A 16906-nucleotide genomic window follows, 5' to 3' on the forward strand; every position below is an offset into this window, starting at 1 on the left:
ACAAGTGCTTTGGAAACTTCTTGGCGAAAACCAAATTTTATTTGGTCCTTGTTGTACAACAACAAGTCGCGTCGTTTCGACGACACTTCTTGGGGTTGTATGGTTAAGTGACTAAGCGTACATGGTGGATGCCTTGGCAGTCAGAGGCGATGAAGGACGTACTAACCTGCGATAAGCTGTGAGAAGTCGGTAAGAGACGCTATTACTCACAGATTTCCGAATGGGGAAACCCACCCAGCATAAGCTGGGTATCCGTTAGTGAATACATAGCTAACGGAGGCGAACCGGGAGAACTGAAACATCTAAGTACCCCGAGGAAAAGAAATCAACCGAGATTCCCTCAGTAGCGGCGAGCGAACGGGGATTAGCCCTTAAGCATCTTGGAAGTTAGTGGAACGGTCCTGGAAAGGCCGGCGATACAGGGTGATAGCCCCGTACACGAAAACAACCTTGATGTGAAATCGAGTAGGGCGGGACACGTGACATCCTGTCTGAACATGGGGGGACCATCCTCCAAGGCTAAATACTCCTGACTGACCGATAGTGAACCAGTACCGTGAGGGAAAGGCGAAAAGAACCCCTGTGAGGGGAGTGAAATAGAACCTGAAACCGTGTACGTACAAGCAGTGGGAGCCCTTCGGGGTGACTGCGTACCTTTTGTATAATGGGTCAGCGACTTACATTTTGTAGCGAGGTTAACCGTATAGGGGAGCCGTAGGGAAACCGAGTCTTAACTGGGCGTCTAGTTGCAAGGTGTAGACCCGAAACCGGGTGATCTAGCCATGGGCAGGTTGAAGGTTGAGTAACATCAACTGGAGGACCGAACCCACTAACGTTGCAAAGTTAGGGGATGACCTGTGGCTGGGGGTGAAAGGCCAATCAAACTCGGAGATAGCTGGTTCTCCCCGAAAGCTATTTAGGTAGCGCCTCGGACGAATACTACTGGGGGTAGAGCACTGTTTGGGCTAGGGGGTCATCCCGACTTACCAACCCCATGCAAACTCCGAATACCAGTAAGTAATATCCGGGAGACACACGGCGGGTGCTAACGTCCGTCGTGAAGAGGGAAACAACCCAGACCGCCGGCTAAGGTCCCAAAGTTCTGGTTAAGTGGGAAACGATGTGGGAAGGCTCAGACAGCTAGGATGTTGGCTTAGAAGCAGCCATCATTTAAAGAAAGCGTAATAGCTCACTAGTCGAGTCGGCCTGCGCGGAAGATGTAACGGGGCTCAAACCAGGCACCGAAGCCGCGGATTCACGCTAAGCGTGAGTGGTAGGGGAGCGTTCTGTAAGTCTGCGAAGGTGTATCGAGAGGTATGCTGGAGATATCAGAAGTGCGAATGCTGACGTAAGTAACGATAAAGGGGGTGAAAAGCCTCCTCGCCGGAAGACCAAGGGTTCCTGTCCAACGTTAATCGGGGCAGGGTGAGTCGACCCCTAAGGTGAGGCCGAAAGGCGTAATCGATGGGAAGCAGGTTAATATTCCTGCACGACTTGTAATTGCGATGGGGGGACGGAGAAGGCTAGGTGGGCCAGGCGACGGTTGTCCTGGTGAAAGTGCGTAGGTGGTGTTTCTAGGCAAATCCGGAGACACAACACTGAGACACGAGACGAACGCACTACGGTGCGGAAGCCATTGATGCCCTGCTTCCAGGAAAAGCCTCTAAGCTTCAGATTACAAGTCATCGTACCCCAAACCGACACAGGTGGTCGGGTAGAGAATACCAAGGCGCTTGAGAGAACTCGGGTGAAGGAACTAGGCAAAATAGAACCGTAACTTCGGGAGAAGGTTCGCTCTTGATGGTGAAGTCCCTTGCGGATGGAGCTGTCGGGAGTCGCAGTGACCAGATGGCTGGGACTGTTTATCAAAAACACAGCACTCTGCAAACACGAAAGTGGACGTATAGGGTGTGACACCTGCCCGGTGCCGGAAGGTTAATTGATGGGGTTAGCGCAAGCGAAGCTCTTGATCGAAGCCCCGGTAAACGGCGGCCGTAACTATAACGGTCCTAAGGTAGCGAAATTCCTTGTCGGGTAAGTTCCGACCTGCACGAATGGTGTAACCATGGCCATGCTGTCTCCACCCGAGACTCAGTGAAATCGAATTCGCCGTGAAGATGCGGTGTACCCGCGGCTAGACGGAAAGACCCCGTGAACCTTTACTACAGCTTGGCACTGAACATTGAACCTACATGTGTAGGATAGGTGGGAGGCTTTGAAGCGATGACGCCAGTTGTCGTGGAGCCGTCCTTGAAATACCACCCTTGTATGTTTGATGTTCTAACGCAGGGCCCTGAATCGGGCTCGCGGACAGTGCCTGGTGGGTAGTTTGACTGGGGCGGTCTCCTCCCAAAGAGTAACGGAGGAGCACGAAGGTTGGCTAATCCTGGTCGGACATCAGGAGGTTAGTGCAATGGCATAAGCCAGCTTAACTGCGAGACGGACAGGTCGAGCAGGTACGAAAGTAGGTCATAGTGATCCGGTGGTTCTGAATGGAAGGGCCATCGCTCAACGGATAAAAGGTACTCCGGGGATAACAGGCTGATACCGCCCAAGAGTTCATATCGACGGCGGTGTTTGGCACCTCGATGTCGGCTCATCACATCCTGGGGCTGAAGTCGGTCCCAAGGGTATGGCTGTTCGCCATTTAAAGTGGTACGCGAGCTGGGTTCAGAACGTCGTGAGACAGTTCGGTCCCTATCTGCCGTGGGCGTTGGATGATTGAAGGGAGTTGCTCCTAGTACGAGAGGACCGGAGTGAACGAACCTCTGGTGTTCGGGTTGTCACGCCAGTGGCACTGCCCGGTAGCTAAGTTCGGAATCGATAACCGCTGAAAGCATCTAAGCGGGAAGCGAGCCCTGAGATGAGTCATCCCTGACCCCTTGAGGGTCCTAAAGGGCCGTTGGAGACCACAACGTTGATAGGTGGGGTGTGTAAGCGCGGTGACGTGTTGAGCTAACCCATACTAATTACCCGTGAGGCTTAACCATACAACACCCAAGAAGTGTTCTGGGCCTTGTAGCAAGTGCATGAACTACTCAAATTCAGTGATAGCGACGAGCCAAGAGCGACATCGTTATTCACGTCAGCTTTCTAGATTAAGAATTTGCCTGGCGGCCATAGCGCCGTGGAACCACCTGATCCCATGCCGAACTCAGAAGTGAAACGCGGTAGCGCCGATGGTAGTGTGGCATTCGCCATGCGAGAGTAGGACACTGCCAGGCACCCATTTCAAGATTGCGCGATGAGCGTGGTCTTTACCGGTTAGTGTGCTGATATGGCTCAGTCGGTAGAGCGCATCCTTGGTAAGGATGAGGTCCCCAGTTCGATTCTGGGTATCAGCACCATTAAAAAGAAAGCCTCCCAGTCGGGAGGCTTTTTTGCATTCTCAATTCACCGATATCTTTCTGGCGTCGAGGTAGAAACGGGCTTGTCCCGACTTCTCTATCTGGATGGCCGCGACCAGCTTTTCACCGCGTTTGTATTCCCAGCTCCTTTCGATCGATGTCAAAGGGGGCTTGACGATACCCAGCGTCTGCAAGTACTCGTGAAACAGGCCGGCACTTCTTATTTCGGTCATTCCAGGTTTCATCCTCGTCACCTCTTTATTGTGTTGTTTATATATTTATCAATGGTGGCGATTTCATATGTATTCAATGTGAACGCTTTTCTAGTAAATTGATCCAAGCTAAGTTATGGGCTGAAAAAGGCGGAATTTTCCTAAAATAGGGAATAAAAACATGCTGATAAAGAATGTGAGCCTGGCCGGGCAGACGGGTTTTTGGCAGCTCCTTTGTGAAGGTGGCCATATCCGGGCCATCGAGCCCATGGGGACTCCTCTCCCCTCTGTTGCCGAACTGGACGGGGAAGGCGGTCTTGCCATCGCGCCCTTCATCGAACCTCACATTCACCTGGATACCACCCAGACGGCGGGCGAGCCGAACTGGAACCTGTCGGGCACTCTGTTCGAGGGGATCGAACGCTGGGCCGAGCGCAAGGCGCTGCTGACTCACGAGGACGTCAAGCGTCGTGCCATCCAGACGCTCAAGTGGCAGATGGCCAACGGCATCCAGTTCGTGCGCACCCATGTGGACGTCTCGGATCCTCACTTGGTGGCGCTGAAGGCCATGCTGGAGGTGCGCGAGGAGATGAAGGAGTGGATCGAGCTGCAGATAGTGGCCTTCCCGCAGGAGGGGATACTCTCCTATCCCAACGGCAAGGCCTTGCTGGAAGAGGCACTCAGGCTGGGGGCCGATGTGATCGGCGCCATTCCTCACTTCGAGTTTACTCGGGAGTACGGGGTGCAGAGCCTGCATCACATCTTCGTATTGGCGGAGCAATACGGGGTGCTGGTCGATGTGCACTGCGACGAGATCGACGACGAGCAGTCCCGCTTCATCGAGACCCTGGCCACCCTCGCATACGAGCGCGGCATGGGTCAGCGGGTCACCGCCAGCCACACCACCGCCATGCACTCCTACAACGGCGCCTATGCCTCCCGATTGTTCCGGCTGCTGCGCATGGCGGAGATCAACTTCGTGGCAAACCCTCTGGTGAATATCCATCTGCAGGGGCGGTTCGATACCTATCCCAAACGCCGGGGGATCACCCGGGTGAAGGAGATGCTGGAGGCGGGCATCAATGTCTGCTTCGGCCATGACGACGTGTTTGACCCCTGGTACCCCATGGGGACGGGCAACATGCTGCAGGTACTGCACATGGGACTGCATGTCTGTCAGATCATGGGCTACGAGCAGATCAACGATAGCCTCAAGCTCATCGGCGAGCACAGCGCCCGCACCCTGAACGTGCAGGACAGATACGGCATCCAGGTTGGCAAGCCCGCCAACCTGGTGATCCTGCCGGCGGAGAATGGCTTCGATGCGGTGCGGCGGCAGGTGCCGGTGCGCTACTCCGTCCGGGGAGGACGGGTGATCGCCCAGACCCGGCCCGCGCAGACGTCCCTGCACCTGCCGAGGGAAGAGGCGGTCGATTTTCGCCGTTAACCCTGGATGAATTGATCCTGGCCCTGTCATCCCTGACGGCGCTTTTGCATAATCCCCGAATACTGGCTTGGCACAACGGAATCCATCGATATGCAAACCTGGTTATGTGTGGCCGCCGGCGGGGCGATCGGCGCCTGTCTGCGTTTTGGCATGGGCGAGTTGATGGCATTGCTGCTGGGGCGCCATTTTCCCTACGGCACCCTGGCGGTCAACGTCATCGGCTCCTTCATCATGGGATTGGCCTATGCCCTGATAAGCCACGGCTATGTGCCGGATCACCCGATGAAACCACTGCTCATGGTGGGTATTCTGGGGGCGTTGACTACTTTTTCCTCATTCGCGCTGGATACCGTGCTGCTGGCCCAGCAGGGCGCCTATCTCAAGGCGCTGCTCAACATGGGTCTCAACCTCTTCCTCTGCCTGGCCATGGTGATGCTGGGTATGCAGTTGGTGGCAAGCCGGGGTTGAGGCATGCCTTGTCCCCTTGCCGGAAGATGAGGCTCACTCCATATCATCCGACCGGCCGCCCCCAGAGCGGGCAGTAAACAGGTTCCGAGGTGTCCGGACGCTGGCTGCTCTGGTAAACTGACGGCCATTCTTTGCTCTATGGGTGTTTGAGGGATGTCGGAACAGACGAATACTACGCATTTTGGCTATAAAACCGTGGCGACGACCGAGAAGGAAACTCTGGTTGCCGGCGTCTTCCATTCGGTGGCGGCCAAGTATGATCTGATGAACGATCTGATGTCGTTCGGCATCCACCGCCTCTGGAAGCGCTTTACGATCGACTGCTCCGGTGTGCGTAAAGGACAGAAAGTGCTGGATCTGGCCGGTGGTACCGGTGATCTGACTGCCAAGTTCTCCCGCATCGTCGGTGAAACCGGTCAGGTCGTGTTGGCGGACATCAACGACTCCATGCTGAAGGTGGGTCGCGACAAGCTGCGCAATCTGGGGGTGGCAAACAACGTCTCCTACGTGCAGGCCAACGCCGAGGCGCTGCCCTTCCCGGACAATCACTTCGATGTCATCACCATTGGCTTCGGCCTGCGCAACGTTACCGACAAGGACAAGGCGCTGGCTTCCATGTACCGGGTGCTCAAGCCGGGTGGACGCCTGCTGGTGCTGGAGTTCTCCAAGCCCGAGAGCGAGGTGATCGCCAAGCTCTATGACCTTTACTCCTTCAAGCTGTTGCCCAAGATGGGCGAGATCGTGGCGAACGACAGCGAGAGCTACAAGTACCTGGCGGAGTCCATTCGCATGCACCCGGATCAGCAGACCCTGAAGGGGATGATGGAGAGCGCCGGTTTCGATCAGGTGGACTTCTACAACCTGACCCAGGGCGTAGTCGCCCTGCACCGTGGTTACAAGTTTTAAGGTTGCCTATGCCGATGGATGCCATGGTCACTGCGGTGATCGAAACCAGCCTCAACCAGTTGCTGGCCCTCGACAAGCAGAGCCCTGAGCGGCTGCGCAAGCTGGCGGGCAAGGTGCTCAAGCTGGAGCTGCGTGAGCTCAAGCCACTCTGGTTCGTGTTCTCCGAGCGTCGCCTCGATGTGCTGGCCCAGTTTGAAGGGGAGGCCGATGCGGTGCTGAGCCTCTCCCTGACGGCCCTGGGTCTGCTCAAAGATCCCTCTTCCCTGACCCGCTATATCCGCGAGGAGCGGCTCGATCTGAGCGGCGATCCCCAGCTGGTACAGGCCTTCAGCGCTTTGCTGGGGGAGCTGGATATCGACTGGGAGGAGGAGCTCTCCCGTTACACCGGTGACGTACTGGCCCATACCCTGTGCAGCGGTGCCCGTCAGGCGCGTCGTCTGGTGGGACGTGAGCTGTGTCGCAGCCAGCGTCAGCTGGCGGAGTACCTGACCGAAGAGGCCAGAGTCGCGCCGGGTCCGCTGGAGGTCGCCAGTTTCAACGACGATGTCGAGTTGCTGGCCCAGCACATGAAGGCGGTCGAGTTGCGACTGGCCCGTCTCGAACAACGGGTGAGCTGATGACTCCAAAAGAGTTCAAACGCCTCTATCGCATCGTCAGCATTCTGCTGGAGCAGGGCATCGATGAGCTGGTGCCCGCCCGCTATCAACCCTGGCCGGGACGCCTGCTGCGCCGCAGCCTGTTCTGGCTCAAGAACAAGCAGCCGACCCTCAATCGCGGTGCCCGCATCCGCCTCGCCTTCGAGGCGCTGGGCCCCATCTTCATCAAGTTCGGCCAGATGCTGTCGACCCGGCGGGATCTGTTGCCGCCGGATATCGCCGAGGAGCTGGCGCTGTTGCAGGACAGGGTGCCTCCCTTCTGCGGCCAGGCCGCCCGCCGTCAGATAGAGGCGAGCCTGGGTTGCCCCATCGAGACCCTGTTCGATGACTTCGACGAGACGCCGCTGGCGTCCGCCTCTATCGCCCAGGTGCACACCGCCAGATTGAAAGAGAACGGCCGCGAGATCGTCATCAAGGTGATCCGCCCGGACATCGAGCCCATCATCGAGGCGGACCTTCGCCTGATGCAGGCGGTGGCCAAACTGGCCGCGCGCTTCGTGCCCCAGAGCGCCCGACTGCGCCCGGTGGAGGTGGTGGAGGAGTATCGCAAGACCATACTCGACGAGCTGAACCTGATGCGGGAAGCCGCCAACGCCATCCAGCTGCGCCGCAACTTCACCGGATCCGACGCCCTCTACGTGCCCGAGGTGTTCACCGAACACTGCCGCGAGCAGGTGCTGGTGATGGAGCGCATCTACGGCATTGCGGTCTCTGACATCGAGGCGCTGGAAGCCAACGGCACCAACATGAAGCTGCTGGCGGAGCGTGGGGTGGAGGTGTTCTTCACCCAGGTGTTCCGGGACAGCTTCTTCCACGCCGACATGCACCCGGGCAATATCTTCGTCTCGTATGAGCACCCGGAGAACCCCCTCTGGATCGGCATCGACTGCGGAATCGTCGGGACGTTGAACCGGGAAGACAAGCGCTACCTGGCGGAGAACTTCCTCGCCTTCTTCAACCGGGACTATCGCCGGGTGGCGGAACTGCACGTGGAGTCCGGCTGGGTGCCTGCCGATACCAAGGTGGACGAGTTCGAGTTCGCCATCCGCACCGTGCTGGAGCCCATCTTCGAGAAGCCCCTGTCCGAGATCTCTTTCGGCCACGTGCTGCTCAACCTGTTCAACACCGCCCGCCGCTTCAACATGCAGGTGCAACCACAGCTGGTGCTGCTGCAGAAGACCCTGCTCTACGTGGAAGGGCTGGGGCGTCAACTCTATCCCCAGCTGGATCTGTGGCAGACCGCCAAGCCCTACCTGGAGAGCTGGATGCATCAGCAGGTGGGCCCCAAGGCCGTGCTGAACGCCATCAAGGAAAAGGCGCCGTTCTGGGCCGAGAAGCTGCCGGAACTGCCTGAACTGGTCTACGAGACCCTGCGTCAGGCGCGCCATCAGCAACACCATTTCGATCAGATGTTCGCCGATTTTCGCAAGCACAGCCGCCGCCAGGGGCAGGCGCGCTACCTCTTAGGGGTTGGAGCCAGCCTGTTGCTTGCGGGTGTATTCTTGCTGACCCAGAGACAACACATTGAGTGGGGACAAATAACGCTAGCCGGCGCCGGTGTATGCTGGGTACTCGGCTGGCTGAAGGCCCGCTCACACTAATCTTTCCGCTAAACGCTCAAATGCGCCGACTGGCGCCAATTTTGGAGAAATATCATGGGTGGTATCAGTATCTGGCAGTTGTTGATCATCGCAGTCATCGTGGTGCTGCTGTTCGGCACCAAGAAGTTGCGCGGGATCGGCGGTGATCTGGGTGCGGCGGTCAAGGGCTTCAAGAAGGCGCTGTCCGACGATCCGGCCGATGCCAAGCCCGAGCAGAAGGATGCGGAGTTTCCGCCAAAGCAACTGAACGAAACGGCCAACAGCGCCGACACCACCAAGCAGAAAGACAAAGATCAGGCCTAAGCCATGTTCGACATCGGTTTTTGGGAGCTGGTCGTCATCGCCGTGGTGGCCCTGGTGGTGCTGGGGCCGGAACGGCTGCCCGGCGCCATCCGTACGGCAGCCCACTGGATCAAGCTCATTCGCAGCACGGCCAACTCGGTGAAGTCCGAGCTGGAGCAGGAGCTCAAGTTGCAAGAGCTGCACAATGACCTTAAAAAGGCCGAAACCCTGAAGATGAGCAACCTGAGCCCTGAGCTGCAGGAGTCCATCGAGCAGTTGAAGACGGCGGCCCAGTCGGTGAATCGCCCCTACCAGCCGCAACCCGAGTCACAGAACGAGATCCGTCCTCCGGTGACGCCAGCGCCTGAGCCCAATATCGCTCCGGCGCCCCAGGCCCTGCCTGAGGCGGAAGCTGAGGTAGAGGCAGTTCCTCAGCTCGACGCCGTGCCCACTCCTCTGGTGAAAGAGAACCAGGAGGTGAAGTCATGAGTCAGGCCGAGCAACCCCTGATCAGCCACCTGGTGGAGTTGAGAACCCGGTTGATGCGCTCCATTCTGGCCATCTTGCTGGTGTTTGTCGGGCTCATCTACTTCTCCAACAACATCTATGACTTCGTGGCCCAGCCGCTGCTCAGCCAGCTGCCGGAAGGCACCAGCATGATAGCGACGGACGTGGCGACCCCCTTCATCACGCCCATCAAGCTGACCCTGATGGTCTCCTTCTTCGTGGCCATTCCCTATCTGCTGTATCAAGCCTGGGCCTTCATCGCACCCGGGTTGTACCAGCATGAGCGGCGCATGGTCCTGCCGTTGGTCGCTTCCAGTGCCGTGCTCTTCTATGCCGGCATGGCGTTCGCCTATTACGTGGTGTTTCCGCTGGTGTTTGGCTTTTTCACCAGCACGGCTCCCGCCGGGGTTACGGTGGCGACCGACATCGCCAGCTACCTGGACTTCGTGCTGACCCTGTTCTTCGCGTTCGGGGTGGCGTTCGAGATCCCCATCGCCACCATACTGCTGTGCTGGACCGGAGTGACTACGCCCAAGAGCCTCAAGGAGAAGCGCCCCTACGTCATCGTCGGGGTCTTCGTGGTGGGCATGTTGCTGACGCCCCCCGATGTCTTCTCCCAGACCCTGCTGGCGATCCCCATGTGGGCGCTGTGGGAGCTCGGCCTCTTCTTCGCCCGTTTCTACGTGAAGAAGGACGATCCCGCCGAGACAGATCAGGTGGGTGAAGAGCCGTGATTGTGGAAGGATGAGGGGAGCCCAGGCTCCCTTCCTCTTTTCATGCCCCCCGCACAAGCGTATGGTAAGGCCCCATCCTGTAGATGGTTTTCAAATGCCTGATATACAGCCTCTTTATCTGGAAATGCTCACCCCATGATCGACATCGGAATCAACCTCACCAGTCCCCAGTTTGCCGGCGAACAGGCCGAGCTGGTGAACCGTGCCCGCGATGCCGGGGTCGAGGGGTTGATCCTCACCGGCACCTGCCTGGCGGGCAGCCGGGAGAGTGCCGCCTTGGCCGCCCGCTGGCCGGGCTACTGCTTCTCCACCGCCGGGGTGCATCCCCACGACGCGTCGAGTGTCGATGCACAGACTCTGCCCGCCTTGCGTGAGCTGGCTGCTCTACCCCAGGTGGTGGCCATCGGCGAGTGCGGTCTCGATTACAACCGCGACTTCTCGCCCCGGCCGGTACAGGATGCGGTATTCGACGCCCAGCTGGCGCTGGCTGCCGAGCTGAACATGCCGGTGTTCCTGCACTGCCGGGATGCTCACGCGCGTTTCATCGAGATCCTGCGGCCCTGGTTGCCGCGTCTGCCCGGCGCCGTGCTGCACTGCTTCACTGGCGCCGATGCCGAACTGGACGAGTGTCTGGCACTGGGACTGCATATCGGCGTGACCGGCTGGCTGTGCGACGAGCGCCGTGGTCAGCTGCTGCGCGAACAGGTGGCGCGGATCCCGGCCGGCCGGTTGATGATAGAGACCGACGCTCCCTATCTGGTGCCACGGGATCTGAAGCCCAGACCCAAACGCAACGAACCCGCTTTTCTGCCGCACATCGCCAAGGTGGTGGCGGCCTGTCGTGGTGAGACGCCCGAGGCCTTGCTGGCCCACACCCGGGCCACCTCAGCCGCGTTCTTCCAACTTCCACTCCAGGAGTGACTCATGGCAACTACTCTTCCGGGCGCCTTCCCGGGCCGCCGCCTGCGCCGGGTGCGCAAGAATGACTTCAGCCGTCGTCTGGTACGTGAAAATACGCTGACCGTCGATGACCTCATCTATCCGGTGTTCGTGCTGGAAGGGGTGAACCAGCGCGAGGCCGTCGCCTCCATGCCCGGAGTGGATCGCCTCTCCATTGACCTGCTGCTGGAGGACGCCGCGGAACTGGTGGCTCTCGGCGTACCCGCCATCGCCCTGTTCCCGGTGACGCCGCTTCAAAGCAAGAGCCTGATGGCGGAGGAGGCTTACAGCCCCGACGGCTTGGCCCAGCGCGCCACCCGTGCCCTCAAGGCGCGCTTCCCGGAACTCGGGGTCATCACCGACGTGGCGCTGGATCCCTTCACCACCCACGGCCAGGACGGCATCATCGATGACGAAGGCTATGTGCAAAACGACATCACCACCGAGATCCTGGTGAAGCAGGCGCTCTCCCATGCCGCAGCCGGCGCCGACATAGTGGCACCGTCCGACATGATGGATGGCCGCATCGGCGCGATCCGCGCCGCACTGGAGGAGAACGGCTTCGTCAACGTGCAGATCATGGCCTACTCCGCCAAATACGCCTCCTGCTACTACGGCCCGTTCCGCGATGCGGTGGGCTCCGCCGGCAACCTCGGCAAGAGCAACAAGGCCACCTATCAGATGGATCCGGCCAACGACAACGAGGCCCTGCACGAGGTGGCACTGGACATCCAGGAAGGGGCCGACAGCGTCATGGTCAAGCCGGGCATGCCGTATCTGGACGTGATCCGCCGGGTCAAGGACCAGTTCGGGGTGCCGACCTTCGCCTATCAGGTGAGCGGCGAATACGCCATGCACATGGCCGCCATCCAGAACGGCTGGTTGAAGGAGAAGGAGTGCATCCTGGAATCCCTGGTCTGCTTCAAGCGGGCAGGGGCCGACGGCATCCTCACCTACTTCGCCAAGCGGGTGGCCCAGTGGCTGCAGGAAGACGCTCGCCGGAGCTGAACGGTTTGAGCGAATGAAAAAATGCCAGTCGATGCGACTGGCATTTTGCTTTTCAGGGCAGGGCGCGAGCCTGATCGATCAGGCTGTCCGGGCCGAGCACCTGGGGTAGGACCCTGGGCTCGCGCTGGCCAGGCACATACCAGAGGTAGAGCGGCACACCGGAGCGACCGTGCTGCGCCAGGAAGGCGGTGATCCCGGGATCGCCCTGGGTCCAGTCCCCCCGCATCACCTCGACGCCCGCCTCGGCCAAGGCTTGTTCCGTGGCGCGGCGATCGATGGCGACTTGCTCGTTGACCTTGCAGGTCATGCACCAGTCGGCGGTGAAGTAGAGGAACACCGGCTTGTCCCCCGCTCTCAGGGCTTCCAGCTTGGCTGGGTCGAAGGCGAGCCGGTTGGCGGGTTGGGACTGGGTGGCGCGCTCGCTCATCTGGCTCAGGCCGAGGGGGATGACGAGGACGGCAGCCAACACGGCCGGCAGCCAGGCCTGCGGCTTCATCGCTTGCTGACGCAGGCCGGTCAGCCAGAGGCCGAACGTCAGCAGCATGGCACAGCCCAGGCTGGCGGTCAGCGCGTTGGCGGACACCTGTTGGCCGAGCACCCACGACAGCGCCAGCATGGTCAGGAACATGGGGACGGCGAGCAGGCGGCGAAGGGTTGCCATCCAGAGCCCGGGTTTCGGCATCCGGCGCTGCAGGGCCGGGACATATCCCAGCAGCAGGAAGGGTAGGGCTATGCCAAACCCCAATCCGGCGAACACCAGCATGCCCGCAAGGGGCGGCAGGATCAGGGCGGTGCCGAGTGCCGCCGCCATGAAGGGGCCAGTGCAGGGGGTGGCGACGAAGGCGGCGAGGGCGCCGGTCCAGAACGCCCCGGCAGCGCCGTCGCGCCGGGTCAGTCCGGCTCCGGCGTCGAGAGTGCTCAGCTCAAACAGGCCGACCATGTTGAAGGCGATGACGCAGGTCAGCAGCAGCAACAGCAGTATCATGCGCGGATCCTGCAGCTGGAAGGCCCAACCGAGCTGGGCACCGCCCGCCCGCATGACCAGCAGCACGCCACCGAGCAGCATGCAGGTCGCCATCACCCCGGCGGTGTAGGCCAGCGCTTCGCGCCGCGCGGCACGGGCGCTGGTTCCTGCCCGTGCCAGGCTCATCGCCTTGAGGCTGAGGATGGGGAAGACGCAGGGCATCAGGTTCAGCAGCAGGCCACCGGCGATCGCCCCGGCCAGCGCCAGCAGCAGGGCGGTTGCACCGCTCCCACCTTTGGCCGGAGCGGCGGCAAGCCGGGCGTCCAGATCCAGCCCCAGGCCGTTGCCGAGCGCCAGGGTCGCCTCGAATGCCTCGGTCGGCTTGGCTCCTGCCCGGGTCTCGACGATGAGCAGATCGCCCCGGCGTTCAAACCGCTGGGGGGCGGCATCGACGATGGCCTGTCTGGTGGCGCTGAAGAGGTGCGGCTCGTCGACCTCTATGCTGGCGGGGAGCGGCACCTCGAGGCGCAGCCGCTGCTCATTGATGGTGAAACCGACGGGGGAGCCGAGCGGTCTGGGCAACGCCTGCCGCCACTTGGCAAAGTCGGTGGCGAGGGCGGCATCGGGTTCACCGTGGCCGACGTGCAGCGTGATCTGCAGGCTGGCGCGCTCCGGGACGCAGGCGTCGTGACGGCAGGCCAGATACTGCATGTCGAGGCGGATCGGCAGTTGGGTGCCCAGGGCCATCCCCTCGGCGATGGAGAGCTCCGCCAGCAGCGCGTAGGGTTGGTCGTAGACATGGTTCATGATGCCGTCGATCAGCAGGGTCTGGGGGAGCGGATAGGCCACCTCGCCGACGCTGACGCCATCGGGCAGGTGCCAGGTCAGCCTGGGGGCCAGGCCGACATCCCCCGGCTGTTTCCAGTAGCCGTGCCATTCTCCTTGGGGGGTCATCCTGATCGCCAGGGTGGTGGTGCCGTTGGCGGCGGGGGTGGGGCTGGCGGCATGCAGGGAAGAGGCGATCAGCACCTCCTCGGCGCCGGGCATATCGGCTGCGGCCAGCATGGGGGCGCTCAGGCAGAGCCAAAGCAGCAACCGCTTCAGGGTGTCGAGTTTCATGGGTCTCTTCGTGCGGGAGAAAAAAAGACACCAGCCAGTGGGGCCGGTGTCCATGACGGCTGACGGTTACTTCAGGCCCTTGATTGCGTCGGCCAGGTCGCGATCCTGCGGGCTCAGGATGCGGGCGATACGGCCCTGGCTATCCAGCAGCACCACGCTGGGGATGTCGCGCACCCCGAAGGCACGGAACAGGGAATCATCTTCGTTCAGTGCCAGCGGCAGAGTGCTGCCCGAACTCTTCCGGTAATCCTGCAGATCGGCCACCGAGACCCAGAGTCCGGAGGAGACCCCCAGCCACTCGACGCCCTTTTCGCTCGCCATCAGCTTCTCGGCCTCTTCGCGCACGAACTGGCAGTTCTTGGCGGTCTGCGGGCGACTCTCGGCCAGGTAGGATTCGCACCAGGGGGCGAAGAAGACGATGGCGCGCGGCTGCTGGTTCGCGGCGCCTAGGTCCAGCTTGCGGCCGTCCAGCGTGGTGATGCCGAGACCGCTCACCTTGTCGCCCACGGCGAAGGTAGGGGCAGTGCTGGCGCTGGTGGCCCGGGCGATGGGCTGTGGCTCTTCGGAGATAGCCTGTTGCAGCGCTGTGTGCAGCGCCTGATCCTCCAGATGGCCCACATGCATGATCTTGCCATCGCGCCCGATCACCACATGCTGGGGGGTGACCCTCAGGTTCAGCGCGGTTGCCAGGGTGCCGTCATCGATGGCGATGGGCATGGTCAAGCCCAGCTCCTTGCGGTAGGCACGGATGGCGTCGGCGTCGTCAGAAAAGCCGGTGTTGACGGCGATCACCTGGATCTGGTCGCCAAACTTCTGCTCTATGGCCTCAAAGCCCGGCATCTGCTGGCGACAAGGCACGCACCAGGTGGCCCAGAATTTCAGATAGACCGGCTTTTTCCCGTAGAGTTCGGCCAGATCGAGCTGTTTGCCATCCAAAGTGGTCAGTTTGACCGCCGGGGCTGGTTGGCCGATCAAGGCGCTGCCTGCGCTCTTGGCGCGTCGCTCGCCTTCGGCGTCGTAGCTGTTGTCGTCCGCCCAGACTGGCTGGCTGATGCCGAGCAGGAGCAACAGGGTGGCGAGGGGTTTGGTCAGTGAGGGCAGGGGCAAGATGGACTCCTTACGACTTTCGAACATGTACCGAGGATGGTTTAATGACACATTTTAGTCAGTTTGACAGTCCATTAATAAGGGCCATGAATGTCTGTTTTCACTGTACCGTCGCGGACATTGGCCAGTGCCCATGACTGAGCTGCACATAGCGCTGCGGCGCGAAGCCGGGAGCTCGCTGGCTGACCAGATCGCCACGGCCATCGGCCAGTCGATCCGCCAGGGCTCGCTCTACGCGGGGGCCAGGCTGCCCTCATGGCGGGATCTGAGTATCCAGCTCGGGGTCGCGCGGGGCACAGTCCGTGCCGCCTATGAGCGGTTGAACGATGAGCAGCTGATCGTCTCGCAGGGGGCGGCGGGCACCTTCGTCGCCCAGTGCCTGCCGATGGACTCGCCGCCCGATCTCGGGGGGCAATCCAACCCCTTGCCCGAGCTCTATCAACATCCCTTCGGCGAGCTCCCTCGGGTATTCCAGGTCGGCGTACCTGCGCAGGACGGTTTTCCCGGCAAGCTCTGGTCCCGGGTGGCGGCCCAGGCTGCCAGTCAGGCCGCCATGGCCACGGTCAGCTATCCGGATCCCCGTGGCGAACTGACGCTGCGCACCGAGGTCGCCGCCTATCTGTCCGTGGCTCGCGGGATCAGCTGCTCGCCGGCCCAGATCCTCATCACCTCGGGGTATAGCGGTGCCCTCGGGCTGCTTGTCCACGGCCTCGGCTTGCAGGGGAAAGAGGCCTGGATTGAGGATCCTGGCTATCCATTGTCGCGGATGGCGCTCGCCATAGCGGGTGTGACGCCTGTGCCTGTCCCGGTCGATGCGCAGGGGCTCGATGTTGATGAGGGGATAGCCCGTGCGGCGGACGCCGCGCTGGCCATAGTCACCGCCGGCCAGCAGGCGCCGCTGGGCATGACCCTTTCCCTCGCCCGCCGCCACCGGTTGCTGGAGTGGGCCGCCAGTCGCGGCGGCTGGATCATCGAGGATGATTACCTGAGCGAGCTGCAACTCACCGGCCGGGCGGCGCCAGCCCTGGCCTCCCTGGATCGCCATGGCCGGGTCATCTATGTCGGTACCTTCAGCAAGACCATCAGCCCAGGCCTGCGTCTCGGCTTCATGGTGGTGCCGCCGGCCCTGGCCGGCAAGATGGGGGACGTGGCCGCCGCACTCGCCCCCGCCGCCTCGGTGGCCAGCCAGTGGGCGCTCGCTGAGTTCATGCGCAAGGGACACTATCTGCGTCACTTGCGCAGGATGAAGCGTATCTACCGTGCGCGGGCGGCGGCGCTGCAACAGGCCTTGCCGGTGCCCGCCGAGACGGTCACCATGGCGGGGCTGGCGCTGCTGCTTCACCTGCCTCAGGGCTGCGATGATGTCGCCATCGTGCGCCGGGCCCAGGCTGTCGGACTGGCGCCAGCCCCCTTGTCCGTCTGGTTCGCAGACCCGGCGCGAGCGAGATCGGGTCTGCTGCTGGGGATCACCAATCTGCCGCAAGAGGGGCTGGAGGCGTGCTGCACCCAGCTGATGCGACAGATCGAGCCTGGCGCAGGCCAGGAGGGGGCGCTTTCCCCGCCATCTATGCCAGATCGGACGGTTTAATAGGCTATGGGTCGCGAAAAG

At 61.2% G+C, this 16906-nt stretch carries 14 protein-coding genes, 1 tRNA gene and 2 rRNA genes; 14 read left to right on the forward strand and 3 right to left on the reverse strand.

Going from position 1 to position 16906, the window contains the following annotated elements; translation table 11 throughout:
• The first annotated feature begins 101 nt into the window (after positions 1–101).
• From ABNP46_RS00305 to ABNP46_RS00315, 3 genes are all read left to right on the forward strand, one after another.
• Positions 102–2990, forward strand: a 23S ribosomal RNA gene (locus ABNP46_RS00305).
• A 119-nt stretch (positions 2991–3109) separates the two neighbouring features.
• Positions 3110–3224, forward strand: a 5S ribosomal RNA gene (gene rrf / locus ABNP46_RS00310).
• A 47-nt stretch (positions 3225–3271) separates the two neighbouring features.
• A tRNA-Thr gene (locus ABNP46_RS00315) sits at positions 3272–3347 on the forward strand.
• 41 nt (positions 3348–3388) lie between these two features.
• Here the strand turns inward: ABNP46_RS00315 and ABNP46_RS00320 are convergent.
• Positions 3389–3592, reverse strand: coding sequence for a hypothetical protein (locus tag ABNP46_RS00320; protein ID WP_349920496.1), 204 nt, complete (start codon positions 3590–3592; stop codon positions 3389–3391).
• Between the two features lie 148 nt (positions 3593–3740).
• Between ABNP46_RS00320 and ABNP46_RS00325 the strand changes: the two genes are divergently transcribed.
• From ABNP46_RS00325 to hemB, 10 genes are all read left to right on the forward strand, one after another.
• Positions 3741–5006, forward strand: coding sequence for a cytosine deaminase (locus ABNP46_RS00325; RefSeq protein WP_349920497.1), 1266 nt, complete (start codon positions 3741–3743; stop codon positions 5004–5006).
• A gap of 90 nt (positions 5007–5096) precedes the next feature.
• Complete coding sequence (crcB, locus tag ABNP46_RS00330; RefSeq protein ID WP_349920498.1) at positions 5097–5474, forward strand: fluoride efflux transporter CrcB; 378 nt, start codon at positions 5097–5099, stop codon at positions 5472–5474.
• Between the two features lie 153 nt (positions 5475–5627).
• The gene (gene ubiE / locus ABNP46_RS00335; RefSeq protein ID WP_349920499.1) at positions 5628–6380 is read left to right on the forward strand and encodes a bifunctional demethylmenaquinone methyltransferase/2-methoxy-6-polyprenyl-1,4-benzoquinol methylase UbiE; all 753 of its coding nucleotides are present in this window, start codon (positions 5628–5630) and stop codon (positions 6378–6380) included.
• An 8-nt stretch (positions 6381–6388) separates the two neighbouring features.
• Positions 6389–6997: a ubiquinone biosynthesis accessory factor UbiJ gene (locus ABNP46_RS00340; protein ID WP_349920500.1), complete on the forward strand. Its 609-nt coding sequence runs from the start codon at positions 6389–6391 to the stop codon at positions 6995–6997.
• A complete protein-coding gene (ubiB, locus tag ABNP46_RS00345) occupies positions 6997–8637 on the forward strand; it encodes a ubiquinone biosynthesis regulatory protein kinase UbiB (RefSeq protein WP_349920501.1) in 1641 nt (546 codons plus the stop codon). The genes ABNP46_RS00340 and ubiB overlap by 1 nt, the downstream gene beginning before the upstream one ends.
• Positions 8638–8691: 54 nt before the next feature.
• Positions 8692–8940 (forward strand): Sec-independent protein translocase subunit TatA, encoded by a 249-nt coding sequence (gene tatA / locus ABNP46_RS00350; RefSeq protein WP_349920502.1) that lies wholly within the window; start codon positions 8692–8694, stop codon positions 8938–8940.
• 3 nt (positions 8941–8943) lie between these two features.
• Positions 8944–9408, forward strand: a complete 465-nt coding sequence (gene tatB, locus ABNP46_RS00355) for a Sec-independent protein translocase protein TatB (RefSeq protein ID WP_349920503.1) — start codon at positions 8944–8946, stop codon at positions 9406–9408.
• Positions 9405–10160 carry a twin-arginine translocase subunit TatC gene (gene tatC, locus ABNP46_RS00360; RefSeq protein WP_349920504.1) on the forward strand — a complete coding sequence of 252 codons (756 nt, stop codon included), beginning with the start codon at positions 9405–9407 and terminating at the stop codon, positions 10158–10160. The genes tatB and tatC overlap by 4 nt, the downstream gene beginning before the upstream one ends.
• Positions 10161–10295: 135 nt before the next feature.
• A complete protein-coding gene (locus tag ABNP46_RS00365; protein ID WP_349920505.1) occupies positions 10296–11081 on the forward strand; it encodes a TatD family hydrolase in 786 nt (261 codons plus the stop codon).
• 3 nt (positions 11082–11084) lie between these two features.
• Complete coding sequence (hemB, locus tag ABNP46_RS00370; RefSeq protein ID WP_349920506.1) at positions 11085–12107, forward strand: porphobilinogen synthase; 1023 nt, start codon at positions 11085–11087, stop codon at positions 12105–12107.
• Between the two features lie 52 nt (positions 12108–12159).
• On the opposite strand, the gene ABNP46_RS00375 is transcribed toward hemB, so the two are convergent.
• A complete protein-coding gene (locus ABNP46_RS00375) occupies positions 12160–14190 on the reverse strand; it encodes a protein-disulfide reductase DsbD family protein (RefSeq protein ID WP_349920507.1) in 2031 nt (676 codons plus the stop codon).
• 66 nt (positions 14191–14256) lie between these two features.
• Positions 14257–15297, reverse strand: coding sequence for a TlpA family protein disulfide reductase (locus ABNP46_RS00380; RefSeq protein WP_349920508.1), 1041 nt, complete (start codon positions 15295–15297; stop codon positions 14257–14259).
• A 133-nt stretch (positions 15298–15430) separates the two neighbouring features.
• On the opposite strand from ABNP46_RS00380, the gene ABNP46_RS00385 reads away from it, so the two are divergent.
• Positions 15431–16885, forward strand: a complete 1455-nt coding sequence (locus ABNP46_RS00385; RefSeq protein ID WP_349920509.1) for a PLP-dependent aminotransferase family protein — start codon at positions 15431–15433, stop codon at positions 16883–16885.
• Positions 16886–16906: the final 21 nt, after the last annotated feature.

This window comes from Aeromonas veronii, assembly GCF_040215105.1.
Classification (GTDB): domain Bacteria; phylum Pseudomonadota; class Gammaproteobacteria; order Enterobacterales; family Aeromonadaceae; genus Aeromonas; species Aeromonas veronii_G.